This window comes from Microbacterium sp. LWH3-1.2, from assembly GCF_040675855.1.
Classification (GTDB): Bacteria; Actinomycetota; Actinomycetes; order Actinomycetales; family Microbacteriaceae; genus Microbacterium.
Window position 1 is genome coordinate 2,183,473 of sequence record NZ_JBEGIK010000001.1, and the last position, 21,909, is coordinate 2,205,381.

The following is a 21,909-nucleotide window of genomic DNA, read 5'->3' on the forward strand; positions in this document are numbered from 1 at the left end:
AGGCGCGATGACGACGATCGATGACGCGCTCGAGCGCGACCAGGCCATCCCCGACCTCGACTGGCATGTCTTCCCGGCGGGCACCGAGCGCGACGTCTTCTCGGCCCCGAGCGGCGGTCTCGCGCGCGTGCGGCTTGGCGACCCCGACGCGCCGCGGGTCGTGCTCGTGCCCGGGGTTGCGGGATCCAAGGAGGACTTCGTCTTGCTGTTCCCGCTGCTCGCGGCGGCCGGGTACCGTGTCGAGTCGTACGACATCGCCGGCCACTACGAGTCGGCCGGGGCCGGACCGCAGCATCTCGACCCGCCACGGGATTCCTACGACTACCCGCTGTTCGTCGACGACCTCGTCGCGATCCTCGAGGACGCCGGCTCGGCGCACGTCCTCGGCTACAGCTTCGCGGGCCTCGTGACCGAGCTCGCGCTCGCCGCGCGACCCGACCTGTTCCGCAGCCTCACATTGATGGCCGCGCCGCCCGCGACGGGACAGGTGTTCCGCGGCGTCAAGCACATCGGGCCGATCTCCGACATGTCTGCGCACCGCGCCGCCGGGCTCATCCTGTGGGGCATCCGGTACAACCTCAATCGCACGCCGCCGGGGCGCATCGCCTTCGTGCGCGAGCGGCTCGGTGTGACGGGGCGCGCCTGCATCGACGACGTCGTCGGCCTCATGATGACGACGCCCGACGTCGCCGACGCCGTGGCGGCGATCGACATCCCGAAGCTCATCGCCGTCGGCGACCACGACCTCTGGCCGCAGGCGCAGCACGACGCCTACGCGGCGCGCATCGGCGCCCGCGTCGCGACCTACTCCACCGGACACGCGCCCTGTGAGACCGCACCGCACCAGCTCGCGCGCGACATGCTGCAGCTCTTCGCCGACACGCGATGAGGGGACGGATGCCGCGGGCCGCGGCATCCGTCCGCCCCCTCGTGCCGCGCGGCATCCGTTTCGAATCGGCCCGGAATATTCTTGGTGCGCACACGTTGCACGAGATACATTCATTTGCATGGATTCGCACGACGGAGAACCCGCACGGCGAAGGAGCGGAGAAGCGATCGTGAGCGAGAGCACCACGTGGGCGGGGATGCAGTTCGGCATCTTCACGGTGAGCGACATCACCGAGGACCCGACGGACGGGACGACACCCAGTGAGGCGGAGAGGATTCAGGCGACCCTGCGGATCGCCCAGCATGCCGAGGAGGTGGGCCTGGACGTCTTCGCCCTCGGTGAGCACCACAACCCGCCGTTCTGGTCCTCGTCGCCCACGACGACACTCGCGTACATCGCGGCGCGGACCGAGCGTCTCATCCTGTCGACCGCGACGACCTTGATCACCACGAACGACCCGGTGAAGATCGCCGAGGACTATGCGATGCTGCAGCACGTGTCGGGCGGTCGCACCGACCTGATGCTGGGTCGTGGCAACACCGGCCCGGTGTACCCGTGGTTCGGCAAGGACATCCGCCAGGGCCTGCCGTTGGCGATCGAGAACTACAATCTTCTGCACCGCCTCTGGCGGGAGGACGTCGTGGACTGGGAGGGGCAGTTCCGCACGCCGCTGCAGGGCTTCACCTCCACACCCCGTCCGCTGGACGGCGTGGCGCCCTTCGTGTGGCACGGGTCGATCCGCACCCCCGAGATCGCCGAGCAGGCCGCGTACTACGGCGACGGGTTCTTCGCGAACAACATCTTCTGGCCGAAGGAGCACTACCAGCGCCTGATCCAGCTGTACCGTCAGCGCTACGCGCACTACGGGCACGGCACGCCCGAGCAGGCGATCGTGGGCCTGGGTGGCCAGGTGTTCATGGCGGCGAACTCGCAGGACGCGGTGACGCGGTTCCGCCCGTACTTCGACAACGCCCCGGTCTACGGCCACGGCCCGTCGCTCGAGGACTTCAGCGAGATGACGCCGCTCACGGTGGGCTCGCCGCAGCAGGTGATCGACCGCTACGCGGCGATGCGCGAGACGTACGGTGATTACCAGCGCCAGCTGTTCCTCATCGATCACGCCGGCCTGCCGCTGAAGACCGTGCTCGAGCAGCTCGACATCCTGGGCGGCGAGGTGGTTCCGGTGCTGCGCAAGGAGCTGCAGAAGAACCGCCCCGCGGAGGTGCCCGACGCACCCACCCATACGAACCTCGTGGCCGCCAAGTACGGTGACGAGGCGCCGCGGCAGGCCATCCCGGGTGCGAACCGGGGCGACAACCTCGTGGGCGCCAGCCCGTACCAGGACAGCCCGGCCCCGGCCGGCGCCGCGTTCGGCCTCGGCCGGAAGGAGGCGTGACATGACGAACTCCGCACGCCGCATCGCGGTGATCTCAGCCGGACTTTCGAACCCGTCGTCGACCCGCATGCTCGCCGACCGGCTCGCCGCCGCAACGGTGAAGCAGCTGTCGGAACGCGGCATCGAGATCGAGGTCGACGTGTTCGAGCTGCGCGACTACGCGCACGACATCACGAACAACCTCCTCACCGGATTCGCCCCGCCGGCGCTCGAATCAATGATCAACGCGGTGGTATCGGCCGACGCCGTCATCGCCGTCACGCCGATCTTCTCGACCAGCTACTCGGGCCTCTTCAAGTCGTTCGTCGACGTGCTGGACCCCGAGGCCCTCACCGGGAAGCCGGTGCTGATCGGCGCGAACGCGGGCACCGCTCGCCACTCGCTGGCGATCGACTACGCGATCCGGCCGCTGTTCACGTACCTGCACGCAGAGCCCGTGTCGACCGGTGTGTTCGCGGCGTCGAGCGACTGGGGTGCGTCGGCCGACAACGTCGCCCCGCTGGGTGAGCGCATCGACCGCGGTGCCCGGGAGCTCGCCGACGCCATCGCGCGTCGGGAGCCGGCCTCCGACGCCGACCCGTTCGACCCCGCCAACTACCTCGGCGAGGGTCGCTCGTTCGGCCATCTGCTCGGCGGTCTCGCGGGGGAGTAGCCCTCAGCCGAGAACGAGATCCTCCGGTTCGCGGAGGGGGCGCCACGCGCTCCCTCCGCGAACCGTTGTCGTCGCCAGCACGTCCGCGTCGACGAGGGTTCCGAGATCGACGCCCGACATCTCCTCGATGTCGGCGATCCGCACCTGGAACGTGCGGAAGGCGCCGAGTGTCGGCACATCGAGCACGCCCTCACGAAGGTCGATGAGCTCCGACTGGTCGAGCACGAACCCCGCAGCCGCGAGGCGCGGCACCCCGCCCTCCCGCGTCGTCCACGCGGCGACCTTGAAGAACCGGCGCGGGACACGGATGCCGCGGTACGGCGGGTCGTCGTCGTTCAGCACCGGTGCGGTGAAGACGCTGATCCGCTCGTCGGTGGTGTCGGCGAATTCGAGCACGTGGTCTTCGAGGCCGAGCCACAGCTGCTTCGACTGGTTGAACCCGCTCGCCTGCGGCGCCGCGTTCGGGTACGTGAACGTCGCCTCCGTCGCCCGGCGGGCCTCTTGCTCCGTGCCCCAGCCGGGATCGCGGCGGCGCACCAGGTGCCCGCGATCCAGATCGTTCGAGGAGTAGACCCCTGGCCCCGCCTGCTCCGCCGCGGGGATCCGAGGATCGAGATTCCAATCTCCGGTCCGCGGTGGATCTTGCAGAGCCGCGCCGTCGATGTTCACTCCCGTCACGGCCGCGAGCCGGCGCTCGGGATCGAGCAGCACGGTGAACCGCGGGTAGGTCAGCTCTCGCACGTCGCGCCCGTCAGCGGGACGGGGGAGCGGAAGTGGGATGCCGAGGAAGGCGTCGTCGTATGCGTCCGAGGTCACATCTGCCACAGCCCCATCATGTCGCCACCGGGCGACATCACGCGACGCGCTCGGTCACTCACCCTCGGTCGCCCTCCTGGCGCCCAGCCGCCGGGCGAGAACGGCGTCGATGGCGAGACCCAGTCCGACCGCGAATGACACCGACACCACGACGGCGACGACAGGGCCGCCGGGGACCAGCGTCGCGACGACGGCTCCGACGAGCGCCTGGTAGATCACCCACGCGAGCGCTGCGAGTCCCGCCACCGCGAGATATCGGGGCGCCGGCAGTCGCGTCGCTCCTGCCGTCAGGTTGACCGCGAGCCGCGCGAACGGGATGAACCGGGCGGTGAACAGCACCAGGGCCGCGCGACGCTCCAGACGCAGCCGCGCCCACGCGAAGGCCGTCTGGACGCGTGACGTACGCATCCAGCGCCATCGTTCGAGGTCGATGGTTCGGCCGACGACGTAGCACGCCGCGTCGCCCGTGAGCGCGGCGACAGCGGCGACGAGCACGATCGCCACGAGCGCCGGCTCGCCCTGCGACACGGCCAGGGCACCCAGCGCGGTGACCGCAGCCTCGCCCGGGATCACCACAAGGAACGCGTCGCCCAGCACGAGCACGAACAGCAGTGGCAGCGCCCACGCGCTCGACGCCACCGTGGTGAGCAGGTCCTCGGCCATGTCCTCTTGGTAGCCGCCCGGGGTGAACGGCGACCGAACGGGGCACGTCCGGTGACCCGCCGCGGTGCATCCGGTGAACTCTTTCGCGGGGACGCCGGATCGCGGCATCCGTCCCCGTCCGTCCCGTCACCCTGGAGGTGTGAGAGTCGCACTGCTCGCCGAATCGTTCCTGCCCCACATGAACGGGGTGACGGGGTCGGTGCTCCACGTCCTCCGGCACCTCGCCGCCGAAGGACACGAGACGCTCGTCATCGCACCGCGCGCCGGTGAGATCACCGCCGATCTCCACGGCGCCCGTACCGAGCTGCTGCGCTCGGCGCCGCTGCCGTCGTATCCGGAGGTCCGCGTCGTGTTCGCGCGCGCTGCGCGGCTGACGGCGATCCTCCGCGAGTTCCGACCGGATGTCGTGCATCTGGCCTCGCCGTTCCTGCTCGGCTGGCAGGGCCTCGCGGCCGCCGACGCGCTCCGCGTGCCGACGGTCGCCGTGTACCAGACCGACGTGGTCGCATACGCGCAGAAGTATGGGATGCCGCAGGCCGCCGCGCTCGTCGGCCGCCACATCGGGCGCCTGCACCGGCGCGCGACCCTCACCCTGGCGCCGTCGTCCGCGTCGGTGCGGCAGCTGGAAGGCCTCGGCGTCGATCGCCTGCGTCGATGGGGCCGCGGCGTCGACATCGAACGCTTCGGCCCCGAGCGGCGCAGCGACCAGTGGCGCACGCGCATCGCGCCGGACCGTACGATCGTCGGCTACGTCGGCCGCCTCGCCCCGGAGAAGCAGGTCGAGGATCTCGCCGTGCTCGCCGGGCTGCCCGGCACCCGCCTCGTCATCGTCGGCGACGGGCCGGCGCGCCCCGCACTCCAGCGCGCGCTGCCGGACGCCGTCTTCACCGGGCACCTCACCGGGCCCGCGCTCGCCGAGGCGCTCGCGAGCTTCGACGTGTTCGTGCACCCCGGAGAGAGCGAGACGTTCGGCCAGACGATCCAGGAGGCACTGGCGAGCGGCGTGCCCGTCGTGGCGACCGGCGTGGGCGGCCCGGTCGACCTGGTGCGTTCCAGCGTCGATGGCTGGCTCTACCGCCCGGGCGACCTCGCGGACCTGCGCGCGCGGGTGGCCGACCTCGTCGGCGACGACGGCAAGCGACGCGCCTTCGCGGCGGCGGCCCGCGAATCGGTGCGCGAGCGCACGTGGGACGCGCTGTGCGGCCGCCTGGTCGAGCACTACGACGAGGCACGGATGCTGCGCCCCATCGACGACGCGCAACCCCAGCGCGGGGGGACCCGGCCGGCAGTGCCGATGCCCGCACCGCGGCGCGAGTGGTCGCGGTTCGTCGCGCTCGGGGACTCGATCACCGAGGGACTCTGCGACGCCTCCCGCATGCCGGCAGGGCGGTACCGCGGCTGGGCGGACCGACTCGCGCAGCTGCTCGCGCACGCCGGTGGCTCCGGCCAGCCGTTCCGCTACGCCAACCTCGCCGTGCGGAGCCGCCGCGTGCGGCACGTGGTGAGCGAGCAGCTCCCACACGCCCTCGCCCTTCGGCCGCAGCTGGTCTCGATCCTCATCGGGGCAAACGACCTCGTCGCTCGCCGCGTCGACCCGATCGCCGTGGCCGGCGACCTCGAGCACGCCGTCCGGGCGCTGCGCGGGGCCGGCATCGATGTGCTCCTCGTGACGCCGTTCCTTCCGCGCCGGCGGCCGGCGCTGCTGTTCGCGCGCCGGTTCGCGGTGTTCTCGTCGGAGTTGCGTCGCATCGCCGCGGCGACGGGCGCGGTGCTGCTGGACACCGACGCGTTCCTCGATGGGAGCGGGCTCCCCGCGATCGGCGACCTCGATCTCTGGGCCGACGACAAGGTGCACCTGCGCCCGCGCGGTCACCGGTACCTCGCGTACCGCGCGGCCGAGGCGCTCGGAGTACCCGACGCCGAGGCCCTCGGGGAGCTCGACGCGAGCCTGCACGCCGACGACGATGAGGTGCTGCCCGGCACGTGGCTGCGGCGCGACGCCCTGCCGTGGGTGTGGCGGCGCCTGCACGGACGCACGGCCGGCGACGGGCTCGTCGCCAAGCACGCCCACTACGTGCTCATCGGCGGCCCCGGCGACGTACCCGCTCGCGTGCACGCCGGCTGAGGCATCCGTTCCGCACCTTCACTCCGCCTCGCCGATCGTGCGGCGGGCGAGGAGGGCCGCCGCGAAGAAGCAGAGCGCGCCGACGCCGGTGCCGAGGTTCGCCCACAGTGGGCTCAGCAGCTCGCCGGTGGATGGCACGACGAACGCCGCGACCGCCGAGATGCCGAACGCGATCGACCCCAGGAGGTTGAGGCCGGTGCCGTGCCACGTGCGGGCGTCGCGGTCCCACAGCGTTCCGCGGTCCTTCGTCGCGACCACCGCGAGCACGCTGGAGACGAGGAAGGCGACCGAGCCGAACGCGTCCGGCCGCCACCCGGCGCCGACGTAGTCCGGGTCGACGATCGCGGCGATCAGGGCGGCCGCGGTCGACACGTTGAACAGGAGCGTGCCGGCGAACTGGATCGCCGCCGCCCACCAGTCCGCGCGATCCGCCCGGTTCATGCGCGCGTCGGGCGTCGTGCGCCCGCTCAGCAGGAGCTGGATGAGCCCCGCCGTGGTGAAGAAGATCGAGCCGGCGAAGAACGTGATGTTCGCGCCGACCGGACCCGCCCACGCGGCGTAGGGCGGCACCACCCCCAGGAAGAACAGCGCCGAGCCGACCGCGAAGCCCCAGGACTCCCGTCGGAGACGCCGGATCCGCCGCGCGGCCGGATCGACAGGTCGTCGCGCGCTCAATGGTGGAAGCTGGGACCGATGCCGGGATGGGGCATGGGGCTGCCGAGCGAGTCGAGGAACTCGGTCTCGCTCTTGATGTCCTTCAGGAGGTCCTCGGCGAGGTCGCGGCTGAGCCCGTTGCGGCACACGATGCGCATCACGGTCTGATCCGACAGCTCGCCCGACAGCGGGTAGGCGGGGACGAGCCATCCCTTGATCCGCAGCCGCTCCGACAGGTGGTAGAGCGTCCACTTGTCGGTGTGGCCCGGCGTGAGCCGCCAGGCGAACACGGGGATGTCGGTCCCGTCGCTCAGGAGCTCGTAGGCATCGAGCCCGGCGATCGCCGACGACAGGTACACGGCGACGTCCTGCGAAGCCTGCTGGATCGCGGTGTAGCCGGCACGGCCGAGGCGGAGGAACCGGTAGTACTGCAGCAGCACCTGGGTGCCGGGGCGCGAGAAGTTGAGGGCGAACGTGGGCATGGATCCGCCCAGGTAGCTGACCTTGAAGACGAGGTCGTCGGGCAGTGCCGCGGCGTTGCGCCACACCACCCACCCGACGCCCGGGTAGACGAGTCCGTACTTGTGGCCCGACGTGTTGATGGACTGCACGCGCTCCACCCGGAAGTCCCACTCGAGGTCGGGCTGCAGGAACGGCGCGATCATGGCTCCCGAGGCCCCGTCGACGTGCATGGGGATGTCGAGCCCGGTCTTCGCCTGGATCTCGTCGAGCTTCGCGGCGATGGCCTTCACCGGCTCGTAGGCGCCGGTGTACGTGACACCCACGATCGCGACGACGCCGATCGTGTTCTCGTCGACGTAGTCTTCGAGCCCCGTGCCGTCCATGAGCGGGTTCGCCTCTGTCACCGGGATCAGCCGCATCTCGACGTCGAAGTAGTTGCAGAATTTCTCCCAGCAGACTTGGACCGCCGAGCTCATGATGAGGTTCGGCTTCTCCGTGGACTTCCCCGCGGCGCGGCGAGCGTGCTGCCAACGACGCTTGAGCGCGAGGCCGCCGAGCATGCACGCCTCCGACGACCCGATCGTCGACGTGCCGATCACATCGTCGTTGTCGGGCACGTTCCACAGGTCGCCGAGGATGCGCCAGCAGCACTCCTCGATGGCGGCCGTGGCCGGATACTCGTCCTTGTCGATCATGTTCTTGTCGGCGGACTCGACGGCGAGCCGGTTGGCGTAGTCGTCCATCCACGTCCCGACGAACGTCGCGAGATTCAGCCGTGCGTTGCCGTCGAGCATCGTCTGATCGCGGATGACGCGGTACGCCGTCTCGGGCAGCATCTCCCCCTCGGGGATGACGTTGTACCTCGCGGTCGTCGCCTCGCCGGCTCGGGTGAAGGTGGGCTGGAGTGCCTCGTCCTGGTACATGCATCCTCCATCGGTGGGCGGACCAGACGCGCGGGTGCGCGTCGGAGTGTGCGATTCACCGCACCCCCGGTCGGTCCCTTCGGTGCCGAAGCTATACCGCGGAGGACGCGCCGTCATCCCTCAGTTCGCGTGAGAGCGGGATGTTCCGTGTCTGTTCGCCTAGGGAACGGACGGATGCTGCGCCCACGCGTACTCGGATTCCGGTCGTCCGCGCGTGCCGTAGCGGGCTGCGCGTTGCGCGCGGCCCTCGGTCACCAGGTGCTCGAGGTAGCGGCGCGCGGCCACGCGTGACATGCCCAGCCGTTCCGCGGCCTCCGCAGCCGAGACCGGCCCGCGCTCGCGCACCTCGTCGCTGATGCGGGCGAGCGTGTCCGCCGAGAGGCCCTTTGGCAGCGCGACCGGCGTCGCCGGGCGGAGCGCCCCGAGGAGGGCGTCGATCTCGGCCTGCGTCGGCGCCCCCGCGGCCTGCGCCGCACGTCGCCGGAACTCGCTGTACTGCTCCAGGCGCTCGCGGAAGACCGCGAAGGTGAACGGCTTCACGAGGTACTGTGCGACCCCGAGCGAGACCATCTGGCGCACGACGTCGGCGTCCCGGACTCCTGTGATCGCGATGACGTCCACGGCTGCGCCGCGCGCGCGCACGTGACGCAGCACATCGAGGCCGGTGCCGTCGGGCATCGTGACGTCCAGCAGCACGAGGTCGATCTCGTCAGCGCGCTCCAGCACGGCGTCGATCGCCGCGCGCGCACCCGTGCACTCGCCGACGGCCTCGAAGCCGTCCAAGCGCGCGAGGTAGTCACGGTGCAGCTCGAGGGTGAGCGCGTCGTCATCGACGAGGAGGACCCGGATCATGTCGCCCTCGCCGGCACGGTCACCACGAACGCGGTGGGTTCCCGGTGCAGCTCGACCGCGCCATCCGCACTCGTGACGATCGAGCGGACCAGCGCGAGGCCGACGCCTCGCCCCTCGGCTCCGCCGGGCTTGGTGGAGAACCCGTGTTCGAATATTCGCTCACGCAGCGCCTCCGGAACCCCGGTGCCGCTGTCCGACACCTCCATCCGCAGGGCCCCCGGGGAGGAGGCCGTCGTGCCGAACACGACGCGCACCCAGCGCGGCGCGCCGCCGGCGGCCGCCGCATCCATCGCGTTGTCGATGAGGTTGCCGACTACAGAGACCGCGTCGACCGGCGTCAGCACGCTGCGGGGCGCGTCCGGGTCGATCTCGGCGGACCACTCGATGCCGCGCTCGCGCGCCTGCGCCGCCTTGCCCAGCAGCAGCGCCCCCACCGCGGGGTCGCCGCCGCGACGTGCGGCGACCTGATCGACGAGCGCCTGAGACTGTCGTGACGTCTCGGTCAGGATCTCGATCGCCTCGCCGGTGCGGCCGAGCTCGAGCAGCGACACCGCGGCGTGCATGCGGTTGCCGTGCTCGTGGGTCTGCGCGCGCAGGGCCTCACCGAGCGTGCGCACCGATTCGTATGACGCGACGGCGTCGCGGATCGTGCCGGCAGGCAGGTCGCCCGCCACGCGCCGCGTCGTGCGTCGTGCGAGCCACGCGCCGACCAGGCCCGCCGCGAGCAGCGCGAGCGCGATGGATACGACGAAAGGCAGTCGCGGCAGGATCTTCGACCAGATGCTGCCGATGGTGACGCCGACCGAGACCCACCCGACGAGTTCGCCGTCGGCCGTCACCGGCACGATCGTCCGCACCGACGGGCCCAGGGTGCCGGTGAACTCCTCCGTGAACACGCGCGGCGAGGCAGGGATCGTGCCGAGGTAGTGCCGGCCGATCTCGGCGGGGTCGCGGTGGCTGACGCGGGTGCCGTCCGGGGTCATGATCGTCACGAAGTCGAGGCCCGTCCGCGCCATCACGTCCGCGGCGAGCGGTTGCAGGGTCTCGGAGGGGGCCGGAGCGCGGAGGGACTCCGCGACATCCGGCAGGGACGCCAGCGACGACGCGACGGCCCGCGTCACCTCCTCCGCCTCATTCCGCTCGGAGCGCTCCGCGTCGACGACGAGCACCGCTGCGAGGGCGGCGACGATCACGGCAGCCGTGAGGGCGACGACGACGAACACGCGCGATGCCGCGCTGCCCTGCGTCGTCCTCGCTGCCATGGCTCTCCTCGTCGATGCCGCCGCATCCATCCTCGCCGTGGACGGCGCTGCAGGGGCGTCGGGACGCGCGACCAATACGACCGTAAATCGCGGCCGACGCGCGGGGCGAGCACGCTGTCTCACACGCCGCACTCTCGAGCGGCACCGAGGAACACCGCCGTTTCATCCCGCAGGAGGCAATGATGGCTCTCTCGACCCGCACCACGTCGTTCACGCTCCCCGGTTTCAACTGGAGGCGCGGCAAGCAGGCGTGGGACAAGCACACCTGGCTCTACCTCTCGGTCATCGCCGCCGTCGTCCTGGGAGCGATCGTCGGCCTGGTCTGGCCCGACGTCGGCGTCGCCCTCAAGCCGCTCGGCGAAGGCTTCGTCGCCCTCATCAGGATGATGATCGCGCCGATCATCTTCTGCACGATCGTGGTGGGCGTCGGGTCGATCGCGAAGGCGGCGACCGTCGGCAAGATCGGCGGCCTGGCGCTGCTGTACTTCATGGTCATGTCGACGTTCGCGCTGGCCATCGGCCTCGTCGTCGGCAACCTGCTGCACCCGGGCGAGGGGCTCAACATGGCGAACGCCACGTACGAGGCGACCTCCGAGGCCAAGACCACGCAGGAGTTCATCCTCGGCATCATTCCGACCACTTTCTTCTCGGCCTTCACCGGCGAGAGCGTGCTGCAGGTCCTCTTCATCGCACTTCTCGTGGGTTTCGCGCTGCAGCAGATGGGCGACAAGGGCGCGCCGATCATGAACGCCGTCAAGCACCTGCAGGCGCTGGTGTTCCGCATCCTGGGCATGATCCTGTGGCTCGCGCCCATCGGCGCGTTCGGCGCCATCGCCGCGGTCGTCGGCACCACCGGCATCGCCGCGATCTGGGCCCTCGGCACACTGATGATCGCGTTCTACATCACGTGCGTGCTGTTCATCGTGGGTGTCCTCGGCACCTTGCTCTACGTCGTCACCCGCGTGAACATCTTCAGCCTCATCAAGTACCTGGCGCGCGAGTACCTGCTCATCGTCGGCACGTCGTCGTCCGAGTCGGCGCTGCCGCGCCTCATCGCGAAGATGGAGCACCTCGGGGTCTCCAAGCCCGTGGTGGGCATCACCGTGCCGACCGGTTACTCGTTCAACCTCGACGGCACCGCCATCTACCTGACGATGGCGTCGCTGTTCATCGCGAGCGGCATGGGCGCCCCGATGTCGATCGGCCAGCAGATCGGCCTGCTCGTCTTCATGATCATCGCGTCCAAGGGTGCGGCGGGCGTCACCGGCGCGGGCCTCGCGACCCTCGCGGGAGGTCTGCAGGCGTACCGGCCCGACCTTGTGAACGGCGTGGGCGTCATCGTGGGCATCGACCGGTTCATGTCGGAAGGCCGCGCACTCACGAACTTCACCGGCAACGCCGTCGCCACGGTGCTGATCGGCAGGTGGACGAAGGAGTTCGACGGCGCCCGCGCGCGCCGGGTGCTCGCCGGCGAGCTGCCGTTCGACGAGACGACGCTGTCGGGAGACGGCCACGACGGGATGTCGCCCGCCGCGGACGCCGTCGGCGTGCAGGGTCTCGAGGAGGCTGCGATCACCGAGGCGGAGGCCAAGGAGCGCCGCGCTCGCGAGCGCGAGGAGCTGGTCTCGCGCTGAGCGCGAAGGCCGGGCGGGCGTGGGTCCTCGAACCCGCGCCCGCCCGTTCACTCGCCCGGGCTGATCTCGCCCGCTTCGATCGCCGCCTGGCGTTCCTCGAACTCGAGGTCGTCGACGTCGTCCTCCACCGCTTCGAGCGGATCGATCGTCGGCGGCGGCAACTCGAATTCCACGCTGTCGTCGACGGGCACGTCCCGCTCATCGTCGGGGATGCGCTCACGGAAGTCGCTCATGGCCGACTCACGATCAGTCCTCGCCGTACGGCGGCAGCTCGTCTTCCTCGATCTCGCCCTCCAGAGGAGGGGCGTCCGAGCCGTCCAGGTGGGGCAGCTCTTCGGCCTCGTTCGAGATCTCGTGGAAGGTCGGGTCGAAGACCATGACCTCCTCCTATCCGCTCTTGCGACGGAACTCGCGCTTCGTGACCGCCCCGTGCGTGCCGTGGATGGCCGAATCGCCGTCCATGTGCGACTCGCCCTGACGGTGGTTCGCGTTCTTCTTGTCGAGTGCTTCCTTGAACTTTCGCTTCATCTCATCGGATGCCGCAGACGCCGGCTTCTCGTCGGTGCTCATGCCCCCACCCTAGGCGCGGCATCCGACGCTCGCCAGGGTGGGGGGTTATCGGGAACCCTGCTGATAGGCTTGGGAAGGTTGCCGTGTGGCAACCGCCCAATTCCACATGTGAGCACTGTGCTTCATATGGGCACTGTGGAGCAGGCCGGCAGGAAGCTGGTCCCCTGTGGTGGATTCCCCGCCGGTCGACGTCGGGTGCTCTTCTACTGGTGACCAGCGCTGGCGAACCCCGCGGCACTCCCGCGCGCCGAGATCTGCCTGTTCCTGCTCCTTCGCACAAGCTCGTGCGCGAAACGCGCGTGCGAGCCTAAACAAAGAAGGAGAGACCTCTTGGAAGGTCCTGAAATCACCGCCGCTGAAGCCGTTCTCGACAACGGCCGCTTCGGCACCCGTACCGTCCGGTTCGAGACCGGACGACTCGCGCAGCAGGCACAGGGTGCCGTCGCCGCGTACCTCGACGAGGAGACGATGCTCCTGTCGGCGACCAGCGCCGGCAAGTCGCCTCGTGAGGGCTTCGACTTCTTCCCGCTGACTGTCGACGTCGAAGAGCGTTCGTACGCCGCGGGCAAGATCCCCGGTTCGTTCTTCCGTCGCGAGGGCCGCCCCTCGACCGAGGCGATCCTCGTCTGCCGACTCATCGACCGTCCGTTGCGCCCGTCGTTCGTCGACGGCCTCCGCAACGAGGTGCAGATCGTCGTCACGGTGCTCTCGATCGCGCCCGGCGAGTTCTACGACGCGCTCGCGATCAACGCGGCGTCGCTGTCGACCCAGATCTCGGGCCTGCCGTTCTCCGGCCCGATCGCCGGTGTGCGCCTCGCGCTCATCCCGGGCCACGGCGAGCACGCCGACCAGTGGATCGCGTTCCCGACCGTGACGCAGCTCGAGGAGGCCGTGTTCGACCTCATCGTCGCCGGTCGCGTCCTGCCCGACGGCGACGTCGCGATCATGATGGTCGAGGCCGAGGCGACCGAGCACAGCTGGAACCTCATCAAGGCCGGCGCCACCAAGCCCAGCGAAGAGATCGTCGCCGCGGGCCTCGAGGCCTCGAAGCCGTTCATCAAGGAGCTCGTCGCGGCGCAGAACGTCGTGGCGAACACCGCCGCGAAGGAGATCCAGCCGTACCCGGTCTTTCCCCCCTACGCGCAGGAGACCTACGACTTCGTCGCCGGTCGCGCCTACGACCAGCTCGTGCCGGTCTACCAGATCGCCGACAAGCAGGAGCGCCAGAACGCCGACGACGCGATCAAGGACGCCGTCAAGGCCGAGCTGCTCGCGGCCGTCGAGGCAGGCGAGCTCCCTGCGGTCGCGACGCTCGAGTTCGGCGCCGCATACAAGTCCGTCACCAAGAAGATCGTCCGCGGCCGCATCCTCGCCGAGGGCGTCCGCATCGACGGGCGCGGCCTGGCCGACATCCGCCCGCTCGACGCCGAAGTGCAGGTCATCCCGCGTGTCCACGGCTCGGCGATCTTCCAGCGCGGCGAGACCCAGATCCTGGGCGTCACCACGCTGAACATGCTCAAGATGGAGCAGCAGATCGACTCGCTGTCGCCTGTGACGAGCAAGCGCTACATGCACCACTACAACTTCCCGCCCTACTCGACCGGTGAGACCGGCCGTGTCGGCAGCCCGAAGCGTCGCGAGATCGGGCACGGCTTCCTGGCCGAGCGCGCGCTCGTCCCGGTGCTGCCCAGCCGCGAGGAGTTCCCGTACGCGATCCGCCAGGTGTCCGAGGCGCTCGGCTCCAACGGCTCGACGTCGATGGGCTCGGTCTGCGCCTCGACGCTCTCGCTGCTGAACGCGGGTGTGCCGCTGCGCGCCCCCGTCGCCGGCATCGCGATGGGTCTCGTGTCCGACGAGGTCGACGGCCAGACGCGCTACGCCGCGCTGACCGACATCCTCGGCGCCGAGGACGCCCTCGGCGACATGGACTTCAAGGTCGCCGGCACGAGCGAGTTCGTCACCGCGATCCAGCTCGACACGAAGCTCGACGGCATCCCGTCGTCGGTCCTCGCCGCCGCGCTGACGCAGGCCAAGGACGCGCGCCTCACGATCCTCAACGTGCTGAACGCGGCGATCGACGGCCCCGACGAGATGGCGCCGACCGCCCCGCGCGTGATCAGCGTGCAGATCCCGGTCGACAAGATCGGCGAGCTGATCGGCCCGAAGGGCAAGACGATTAACGCGATCCAGGACGAGACCGGCGCGCAGATCTCCATCGAGGAGGACGGCACCGTCTACATCGGCGCGACCGACGGCCCTTCGGCCGAGGCCGCCCGCGCCCAGGTCAACGCGATCGCCAACCCCACCAACCCGGAGGTCGGCGAGCAGTTCCTCGGAACGGTCGTCAAGATCGCGACGTTCGGCGCGTTCATCTCGCTCCTGCCCGGCAAGGACGGCCTGCTGCACGTCAGCGAGGTCCGCAAGCTCGCCGGCGGCAAGCGCGTGGAGAACGTCGAGGACGTGCTCTCGGTCGGCCAGAAGCTGCTGGTCAAGATCACGAAGATCGACGACCGCGGCAAGCTCTCGCTCGAGCCGGTCCTCGAGGAGGCCGCCGACCAGGAGGGTCGCGCAGCGGCCAGCGAGGGCCCGGAGGCCCCCGCCGAGGGCTGAACCCCCTTTCTCCCCCTCCGGTCTGCCGGTCGAGGAACGACAGATGCCCGTCCCCACGAGGGGGCGGGCATCTGGCGTAGGTCGTCCGTTAGGCGCTGCACGAAGACTGTCCGCCGAACAGGGGACATGAGCCCTGGGGATCGGCTCGTCGTGACCAAAGCGTTATGTAATGTTTGTCCATAGTTCGCCTCAGTGAACGGCGCCTTGTCCGCACTGGCCTACCCTGTGTGTAAGCGCCGGGGGGCGCGCACAGTGATCACGGCATCCCCCAAGGGATTCGTGAGGGGGTGGCACATGGCTTACTTCGGCGTTGACTCGACGCTCCCGTCGTCGAGTCCAGATGCCGCGTCCGCGCAGGTCGGCGCCGTCGTGCGCGGACCGCACCCCTCCGCCCCGATCCCGGTGCAGGGCCCGTCCATCGGCAGCAACGTGCGCGTCGCCCTGGGCGAGAGCGGCTCGCACATCTTCCCGCTGATCCTCGGCGCGGCCGAGTTCGGGTGGAACGTCGACCTCGAATCGAGCCACGCGATCCTCGACACATATGCCGAGCTGGGCGGCAACGCCGTGCACACCGCCGACAGCTACTCGAGTGGTCGCAGCGAGCACATCATCGGCCAATGGCTGCAGTCCCGCGGTCTCCGCGACGACATCGTGCTGGCAGTCCGAGTCGGCGGCCACGCCGATAATCCCGGTCTCGGCCCGGTCAACCTCGTGCGGGCGGTCGAGGCCTCGCTGAACCGCCTGCGCACCGACCGCATCGACGTCTTGTACCTCGACGCGACGACAGATCGCGCCTCGTCGCTCGAAGACACGCTCGCGACGGCGGAGTGGCTCGTCGAGACCGGCAAGGTGCGGGCGCTCGGCGCCATCGGCTACAGCGCCGCGCAGCTCGTCGAGGCACGCATCTTCGCGTCGGCGGGCTACCCCCGCATCGCGGTGCTCGACGTCCCGTTCAACGTGCTGCGCCGTCATGAGTTCGATGCCGATCTTCGCCTCGTCGCGGGGGCGCAGGGCATGGCGGTGACGCCGTCCCACGCGCTGGAGCACGGGTTCCTCGCAGGACGGCAGCGCTCGAAGATCCGCGGGTCCCTCTCGGTGCGCGGCGCGCAGCTCGCGGCCAACCTCAACCGCCGGGGGAGCCGCACCCTGCGCGCGCTCGACGGCGTCGGCGCCGAGCTCGGGGTGCCCGACGCGGCGGTCGCCGTCGCGTGGCTGCTGTCCCAGAAGCTCGTCACGGCGCCGATCGTGAACGCCTACGCGCCGCAGCACGTCGAGGAGCTCGTCCAGGGCGTCGGCGTCCGCCTGAGCCGCGGTCAGCTGTCCGAGATCGGCCGCGCCTCGGAGTAGTCGCGCGCCACATGGGACTCGCCGTCCACAGTCAGTGAAGCGCCCCGACGACGTATCGTAGGGTGGAGGACGTGCCTTTGCCCCGGGCACGCGATCCCCGACGGAGTGAGCTGCGTGACGCACTACATCTACCTCGTGCGGCATGGCGAGCATCAGGACGCCGAGCACGGACTCGTCGACGGACCCCTGTCGCCGCGCGGTCGTCGTCAGGCCGCACTGCTGGCGGACCGGCTCTCGGGAGTGCCGTTCGACGCCCTGTGGCACTCACCGCTCGAGCGCGCCAGCCAGACCGCTCGCGCGGTCGCCGAGCGGATGCCGTCGCTCACCCCGGAGCCGTCCGCGCTGCTGTTCGACTGCGTGCCGACGGGGATGACCGACGAGACGCCGGCCGCCTTCGAGCCGTTCTTCGGCTCGGTCACCGAGGCAGAGGTCGAGGCCGGGCGCGCGCAGATGTCGGACGCGGTGAGCGAGTTCCTGGCGCGCAAGCGCGGCGAGGTGCACGAACTCCTGATCACGCACAACTTCGTCATCGCGTGGTTCGTACGCGAGGTGCTGCAGGCGCCCGACTGGCGCTGGATGACGCTCAACCAGGCGCATTGCGGGCTGACGGTCATCGGGCAGAAGCAGGGCCGTCCGTGGACGCTGCTGTCGCACAACGACCTCGCGCACCTGCCCGTCGAACTGCGGACCGGCCTTCCCGAGGTCTACCCCGTCTGACCGCGCGGTCAAAGCGGTCGCCCGTACCACCGCGAGGCGTTGGGATTGTCGTTGTACGGCTCGATCGTGACGAATCCGGTGCGCGCATAGAGCGCGCCGGCGGCCTCGAGCGAGTGGTGCGTGTCGAGGACGAGCTCGGCGGCGCCGAATTCGCGGGCGCGCTCCATGAGATCCTCGACGAGCAGTCGCCCCCATCCGCGCCCGCGCGTGACCGGCCGCAGGTACAGGTGCTTCAGCTCGTACCGCGTGCCGAGCGGCCCTTCAGCGACGAGGCGTACGCCTCCACAACCCTGTGCCTGGCCCTCGTCATCGTCGAGCACGACGAAGACGCCGGCGGGCGGCACGAAGGCCGCCGGGTCGGGGAAGGTCGTGCGGTACGCGACGCCCTGGTCGGCGAAACCCTCGGTGCGGATCCGGAAGTACTCGGCCAGGAGGGCGTGCGCGTCGGGAGCGTCGACGGGGGATTGGCGGAGAGTCACCACGCCTCCAGCGTAGGCGTACGTCACCGCCGGCCGGCCCGGCTGGCCGCGGGAACGCCGCCTAGGATGGAGGCATGACGACACGCGTGGCCATCGTCGGCGGCACCGGCAAGCTCGGCGCGATCATCCGCGACGTGGTCGAGGCCGAACCCGGCTTCGAGGTCTCGGCGGTCCTCTCGTCCCGGTCGGAGCTGTCGGAACTCGAGGGCGCCGATCTGGTGGTCGACGCGTCGACGCCCGCGGTCTCCATCGAGGTCGTACGCGCCGCGATCGAGCGCGGGATCAACGTGCTCGTCGGCACATCGGGGTGGTCGGCCGAGCGCATCGCACTGGTACGCCCGCTCGTCGAGGCCGCAGGCACGGGCGCGGTCTTCATCCCCAACTTCTCTCTCGGCTCTGTGCTGGGCTCGGCCCTCGCCGCCGCGGCGGCGCCGTTCTTCCCGTCGATCGAGATCGTCGAGGCGCATCGTGAGACCAAGATCGACTCGCCGAGCGGCACGGCCGTGCGCACGGCCGAGCTCATCGCCGCGGCGCGCGACGGCGTCGGCCCGGTCGAGTCGCCCCACGTCGACCAGCGCGCCCGCGGTCAGCAGGTCGCGAGCGTGCCGATCCACTCGCTCCGCCGCCCGGGCGTCGTCGCCCGCCAGGAGACGATCCTCTCGGGGGCGGGGGAGTCGCTCGCGATCGTGCACGACACGGTCGAGCCTGCGCAGGCCTACGGTCCCGGCATCCGTCTCGCCCTCGCCGCCGCACGCGACGCCTCGGGTGTCACCGTCGGCCTCGACAGCCTGATCGACATCGGAATCGGCCGCCGCACCGCTCAGCCCGACGGGCGACCCGTCGACGAGGGCGGAGTGCCCGGCCAGGTCGCCCGCGCGACCGGCGTATGAGCGCTCGTATCGGCGTCGCCGTCATGGCGGTGCTGCTCGCGCTGTACATCGCGCTGGTCGGGCAGCGTGCGTGGCTGCTGCTCGTGAGCGGCGACCCCGTCGGCATCGCCATGGGCGCAGCGCTCGTCGTCATTCCCCTCATCGCCGCGTGGGCGCTCGGGCGCGAACTGTGGTTCGGTGTGCGCGCGCAGCAGGTCGGCAAGCGGCTCGAGGCCGAGGGTGCGCTGCCGCAGGAGCAGGTCGCGGTGCGCCCGAGCGGCCGCGTCATGCGCGAGGACGGGGACGCCGTCTTCCCCGCGTACCGCGCCGACGTCGAGGCGCACCCCGACGACTGGCGGGCGTGGTACCGGCTCGGACTCGCGTACGACGCCGCCGGCGACCGCCGGCGCGCGCGCGAGGCGGTGCGGGCGGCCATCCGCCTCGAGAAGACCGACCGCGCGGCCTGAACCCGCGGGGCGGGTCAGGATGCCGCGGGCACGGCTGCGACGACCGCGTCCTCCACCGTCGGGTGCGAGAACACGAACCCCGACTTCTCGAGGGCGTCGGGCACCACGTGGGCGTCGGCGGTGAGGATCGCCTCCGTGGCGTCCGCGCCGAGCACGAGCTTCATGCCCCACACCGGCGCGCGCAGCAGGAACGGGCGGTTCATCCGCACCGCGAGCGCGAATCCGAGGTCGTTCGCTGTGGCGCGCGTGGGCCCCGACAGGTTCACAGGACCGGTGAGCCGGGCGTCGATGACGTGGCGGATCGCTCGAACCTCGTCCTCGAGCGAGATCCACGGCCACGCCTGCGTCCCACGACCGATCGGTCCCGAGAGACCGAGCTTCGTCAGGAGCATCAGGGGCTTCAGCACGCCGTGGGTGTGCACGGCGGGCGCCGTGCGGAGCACCGACACCGCAGCATCCGTCCCCGCGCCGTACGCCGCGGCCTCCCACTCGCCGCAGAGGTCCGCGAGGAACGACTCGCCGCGCGACGCCACTTCCGTGAGGCGGACGCCGGGTCGCGAGCCATAGTAGCCGACCGCCGATGCCGAGACGAGATGCGGGGCATCCGTGCCCAGCTCACGCACCGCGCGTGCGAGCGCCCGCGTCGGCGCGATGCGCGACCACAGCAGGGTGCCCTTGTACGACGGAGTCCACGGGAACCGCCCGATGCTCGCGCCGTTGAGACCGACCACCGCACGAGCGCCCTGGAGGATCGCCGGATCCAGCGGCTCGCGCGTCGTGAGCCATTCGACCTCGTGCGCGCTCTCCGGGGGCCGACGGACGAGCGTCGTCACATCGACACCGTCGGCGCGCAGACTGTCGACCAGCGCCCGGCCGATGAGGCCGGACGCGCCGGCGACGACGACCCGCTGACCGTCGTCACCCGCCGGACGGCCTTCAGGCAAGCGTCGCCTCAAGGGTGATCTCGATGCCCGCGAGGGCCTGCGAGACGGGGCAGCCGCGCTTCGCGGCCTCTGCGAGACGTTCGAAGTCCTCGGGCCCGAGTCCCGGGACGACCGCGTTGACGTTCAGGTGGCTGCCGGTGATGCCCGTGCCCGGCTTGAACGTGACCGAGGCGGTCGTGTCGATCGACTCCGGGGGAGTGCCGTTCTCGGCGAGAGCGAGCGAGAACGCCATGCTGAAGCACGACGCGTGCGCGGCGGCGATGAGCTCCTCGGGCGTCGTGACCGACGTGGACCCCTCGCTGCGCGCCTTCCAGTTGACGGGGAAGGTGCCGATGCCCGACGACACGAAGGTGGTCTCACCGGAGCCGTCGAACAGCCCGCCCTTCCAGAGCGTGGTGGCTTCGCTGGTAACGGTCATGTGGGCCTCCTCGATGGCGGGGCGCCCGCATCCCGGGCGTCTCGCGCCAGCCTATGGCGTCCCGCTGCCGTACCGCGATGGGTTGACACCGGATGCTGCGCCCCTCGGCCCGCGGACGGCCGACGTGGCCTCAGGCCGACGCGGGACGCGCGCGGCCCACGATGCCGGCGCGCTGCAGCAGGAGGTACAGCTGGCAGCCGAGGCAGAGCCCGAAGACGGCGTTGAGGAACGCCGCGATGAACGCCGCCGCGGCGGCGATGGTGAGCGCCCACGGCACACCCAACAGCTGCAGCACGAGGCCGAGGGCCGAGACGACGAGGCCGACGCCCTGCGCGAAGCGCGGCGGGCGCGGGTCCTCGAGCTCAGTCGGCGGAGCGAGGCGCGGAGCGACGACCGTACGGAAAAGCACGCCCCACGGCGCGGTGCGGGGGGAGAGGACGCCCCACAGGAAAAGGAGGGTCGTCACGAGCAGCAGCAGGAACGCGGGGTCGAGCAACCGCTCGGCGGCGCTCGCCGACGTGATCGCCCAGCCCTGCGCAGTCTGCGCGGTCGACAGCCCGGTGAGTCCGAGGAACACGACGATGAGCAGCAGCACGGCGGTGATGCCGGCCGCGAAGCGGAGACCGCGGGGATCGATACCGCGCGGGGTTGCAGCATCCGTTCGTTCAGACATTCGCGTCCTCCGCGATCAGGCGGTTCAGCTCGAGCTCGAGCACGTCGCGCCCGGGCGCCCCGCCGAAGCGGGTCTGCACCACGCCGCTGCGGTCGAGCACGAGGGTGGTCGGCGTCTGGAGCACGTGGAAGTGCTTGGCGATGTCGGGACGGTGCGTGAGGTCCACATCGAGGTGGCGCACGCCCTCGTGGTCGGCGGCGATGGCCGCGAGCGTCCGGTGCACGCCGGGACAGCGCGCGCAGAGCTCGGTGCTGAACTGCAGCAGGGTGGCGACTTCGCCGAGCCCGTCGGCGCCGAGGCGGTGAGGTTCGATGACCTCGTGCGCGACATCGCGGCGGGCCCGCGACTGACGCCAGTTCAGGTAGACACCGAGCGCCACCGTCGCCGCGAGGAGCACGGCGAGGGTGATGAGGGCGCCGACGAGGTTCACAGCAGATCACGCTAACCCCTTTCACCTGAATGGAGGCCGAATCGGTGAATATGACGC

24 protein-coding genes are annotated in these 21,909 nt (G+C 70.7%); 10 read left to right on the plus strand and 14 right to left on the minus strand.

What is annotated here, in order from left to right:
* The first annotated feature begins 7 nt into the window (after positions 1–7).
* From MRBLWH3_RS10025 to MRBLWH3_RS10035, 3 genes are all read left to right on the plus strand, one after another.
* Positions 8–889, plus strand: coding sequence for an alpha/beta fold hydrolase (locus MRBLWH3_RS10025; protein ID WP_363431238.1), 882 nt, complete (start codon positions 8–10; stop codon positions 887–889).
* A 196-nt stretch (positions 890–1,085) separates the two neighbouring features.
* Positions 1,086–2,285, plus strand: coding sequence for an LLM class flavin-dependent oxidoreductase (locus tag MRBLWH3_RS10030; RefSeq protein WP_363435439.1), 1,200 nt, complete (start codon positions 1,086–1,088; stop codon positions 2,283–2,285).
* Position 2,286: 1 nt separating this feature from the next.
* Complete coding sequence (locus tag MRBLWH3_RS10035) at positions 2,287–2,937, plus strand: FMN reductase (RefSeq protein ID WP_363431240.1); 651 nt, start codon at positions 2,287–2,289, stop codon at positions 2,935–2,937.
* A 3-nt stretch (positions 2,938–2,940) separates the two neighbouring features.
* Here the strand turns inward: MRBLWH3_RS10035 and MRBLWH3_RS10040 are convergent, their stop codons facing one another.
* Entirely contained in the window at positions 2,941–3,753 is an 813-nt protein-coding gene (locus MRBLWH3_RS10040) for a DNA/RNA non-specific endonuclease (RefSeq protein ID WP_414685400.1), read from the minus strand.
* Positions 3,754–3,807: 54 nt separating this feature from the next.
* Positions 3,808–4,416 (minus strand): DedA family protein, encoded by a 609-nt coding sequence (locus MRBLWH3_RS10045; protein WP_363431246.1) that lies wholly within the window; start codon positions 4,414–4,416, stop codon positions 3,808–3,810.
* A gap of 139 nt (positions 4,417–4,555) precedes the next feature.
* On the opposite strand from MRBLWH3_RS10045, the gene MRBLWH3_RS10050 reads away from it, so the two are divergent.
* Positions 4,556–6,541 carry a glycosyltransferase gene (locus tag MRBLWH3_RS10050; protein ID WP_363431249.1) on the plus strand — a complete coding sequence of 662 codons (1,986 nt, stop codon included), beginning with the start codon at positions 4,556–4,558 and terminating at the stop codon, positions 6,539–6,541.
* An 18-nt stretch (positions 6,542–6,559) separates the two neighbouring features.
* Here the strand turns inward: MRBLWH3_RS10050 and MRBLWH3_RS10055 are convergent, their stop codons facing one another.
* From MRBLWH3_RS10055 to MRBLWH3_RS10070, 4 genes are all read right to left on the minus strand, one after another.
* Entirely contained in the window at positions 6,560–7,216 is a 657-nt protein-coding gene (locus tag MRBLWH3_RS10055) for a hypothetical protein (RefSeq protein WP_363431252.1), read from the minus strand.
* Complete coding sequence (locus MRBLWH3_RS10060) at positions 7,213–8,580, minus strand: glutamate decarboxylase (protein ID WP_363431255.1); 1,368 nt, start codon at positions 8,578–8,580, stop codon at positions 7,213–7,215. Before MRBLWH3_RS10060 ends, MRBLWH3_RS10055 begins: the two co-directional genes overlap by 4 nt.
* 159 nt (positions 8,581–8,739) lie before the next feature.
* Entirely contained in the window at positions 8,740–9,432 is a 693-nt protein-coding gene (locus MRBLWH3_RS10065) for a response regulator (RefSeq protein ID WP_363431258.1), read from the minus strand.
* Positions 9,429–10,694, minus strand: a complete 1,266-nt coding sequence (locus MRBLWH3_RS10070) for a sensor histidine kinase (RefSeq protein ID WP_363431261.1) — start codon at positions 10,692–10,694, stop codon at positions 9,429–9,431. The genes MRBLWH3_RS10065 and MRBLWH3_RS10070 overlap by 4 nt, the downstream gene beginning before the upstream one ends.
* A gap of 182 nt (positions 10,695–10,876) precedes the next feature.
* Here MRBLWH3_RS10070 and MRBLWH3_RS10075 point away from each other — a divergent pair, with 182 nt between their 5' ends.
* A complete protein-coding gene (locus MRBLWH3_RS10075; protein WP_363431264.1) occupies positions 10,877–12,328 on the plus strand; it encodes a cation:dicarboxylate symporter family transporter in 1,452 nt (483 codons plus the stop codon).
* Positions 12,329–12,375: 47 nt separating this feature from the next.
* Here the strand turns inward: MRBLWH3_RS10075 and MRBLWH3_RS10080 are convergent, their stop codons facing one another.
* From MRBLWH3_RS10080 to MRBLWH3_RS10090, 3 genes are read right to left on the minus strand one after another with little or no spacing between them, the layout of a single operon-like run.
* Positions 12,376–12,561, minus strand: coding sequence for a hypothetical protein (locus MRBLWH3_RS10080; protein WP_363431267.1), 186 nt, complete (start codon positions 12,559–12,561; stop codon positions 12,376–12,378).
* A 13-nt stretch (positions 12,562–12,574) separates the two neighbouring features.
* Positions 12,575–12,706 (minus strand): hypothetical protein, encoded by a 132-nt coding sequence (locus MRBLWH3_RS10085; RefSeq protein WP_363431270.1) that lies wholly within the window; start codon positions 12,704–12,706, stop codon positions 12,575–12,577.
* Positions 12,707–12,715: 9 nt separating this feature from the next.
* Positions 12,716–12,898 carry a DUF5302 domain-containing protein gene (locus MRBLWH3_RS10090; protein ID WP_342000495.1) on the minus strand — a complete coding sequence of 61 codons (183 nt, stop codon included), beginning with the start codon at positions 12,896–12,898 and terminating at the stop codon, positions 12,716–12,718.
* 330 nt (positions 12,899–13,228) lie between these two features.
* Here MRBLWH3_RS10090 and MRBLWH3_RS10095 point away from each other — a divergent pair, with 330 nt between their 5' ends.
* The 3 genes from MRBLWH3_RS10095 (at position 13,229) to MRBLWH3_RS10105 (ending at position 17,572) form a co-directional block, all read left to right on the plus strand.
* Positions 13,229–15,508 carry a polyribonucleotide nucleotidyltransferase gene (locus MRBLWH3_RS10095; RefSeq protein ID WP_363431272.1) on the plus strand — a complete coding sequence of 760 codons (2,280 nt, stop codon included), beginning with the start codon at positions 13,229–13,231 and terminating at the stop codon, positions 15,506–15,508.
* A gap of 294 nt (positions 15,509–15,802) precedes the next feature.
* A complete protein-coding gene (locus MRBLWH3_RS10100; RefSeq protein WP_363431275.1) occupies positions 15,803–16,855 on the plus strand; it encodes an aldo/keto reductase in 1,053 nt (350 codons plus the stop codon).
* 114 nt (positions 16,856–16,969) lie between these two features.
* Positions 16,970–17,572: a histidine phosphatase family protein gene (locus tag MRBLWH3_RS10105; protein ID WP_363431277.1), complete on the plus strand. Its 603-nt coding sequence runs from the start codon at positions 16,970–16,972 to the stop codon at positions 17,570–17,572.
* Between the two features lie 8 nt (positions 17,573–17,580).
* Here the strand turns inward: MRBLWH3_RS10105 and MRBLWH3_RS10110 are convergent, their stop codons facing one another.
* On the minus strand, positions 17,581–18,054 hold the full coding sequence (locus MRBLWH3_RS10110; protein WP_363431280.1) for a GNAT family N-acetyltransferase: 474 nt from the start codon (positions 18,052–18,054) through the stop codon (positions 17,581–17,583).
* Between the two features lie 71 nt (positions 18,055–18,125).
* On the opposite strand from MRBLWH3_RS10110, the gene MRBLWH3_RS10115 reads away from it, so the two are divergent.
* Both MRBLWH3_RS10115 and MRBLWH3_RS10120 read left to right on the plus strand, forming a co-directional pair.
* Complete coding sequence (locus MRBLWH3_RS10115; protein WP_363431283.1) at positions 18,126–18,941, plus strand: 4-hydroxy-tetrahydrodipicolinate reductase; 816 nt, start codon at positions 18,126–18,128, stop codon at positions 18,939–18,941.
* The gene (locus MRBLWH3_RS10120; RefSeq protein ID WP_363431285.1) at positions 18,938–19,387 is read left to right on the plus strand and encodes a hypothetical protein; all 450 of its coding nucleotides are present in this window, start codon (positions 18,938–18,940) and stop codon (positions 19,385–19,387) included. The genes MRBLWH3_RS10115 and MRBLWH3_RS10120 overlap by 4 nt, the downstream gene beginning before the upstream one ends.
* A gap of 14 nt (positions 19,388–19,401) precedes the next feature.
* Here the strand turns inward: MRBLWH3_RS10120 and MRBLWH3_RS10125 are convergent, their stop codons facing one another.
* The 4 genes from MRBLWH3_RS10125 to MRBLWH3_RS10140 form a co-directional block, all read right to left on the minus strand.
* The gene (locus MRBLWH3_RS10125; protein ID WP_363431288.1) at positions 19,402–20,331 is read right to left on the minus strand and encodes a TIGR01777 family oxidoreductase; all 930 of its coding nucleotides are present in this window, start codon (positions 20,329–20,331) and stop codon (positions 19,402–19,404) included.
* Entirely contained in the window at positions 20,324–20,749 is a 426-nt protein-coding gene (locus tag MRBLWH3_RS10130) for an OsmC family peroxiredoxin (protein ID WP_363431291.1), read from the minus strand. The genes MRBLWH3_RS10125 and MRBLWH3_RS10130 overlap by 8 nt, the downstream gene beginning before the upstream one ends.
* Positions 20,750–20,879: 130 nt before the next feature.
* A complete protein-coding gene (locus MRBLWH3_RS10135; RefSeq protein ID WP_363431294.1) occupies positions 20,880–21,422 on the minus strand; it encodes a DUF4395 domain-containing protein in 543 nt (180 codons plus the stop codon).
* On the minus strand, positions 21,415–21,852 hold the full coding sequence (locus MRBLWH3_RS10140; protein WP_363431296.1) for a TlpA family protein disulfide reductase: 438 nt from the start codon (positions 21,850–21,852) through the stop codon (positions 21,415–21,417). The genes MRBLWH3_RS10135 and MRBLWH3_RS10140 overlap by 8 nt, the downstream gene beginning before the upstream one ends.
* Between the last annotated feature and the right edge of the window lie 57 nt (positions 21,853–21,909).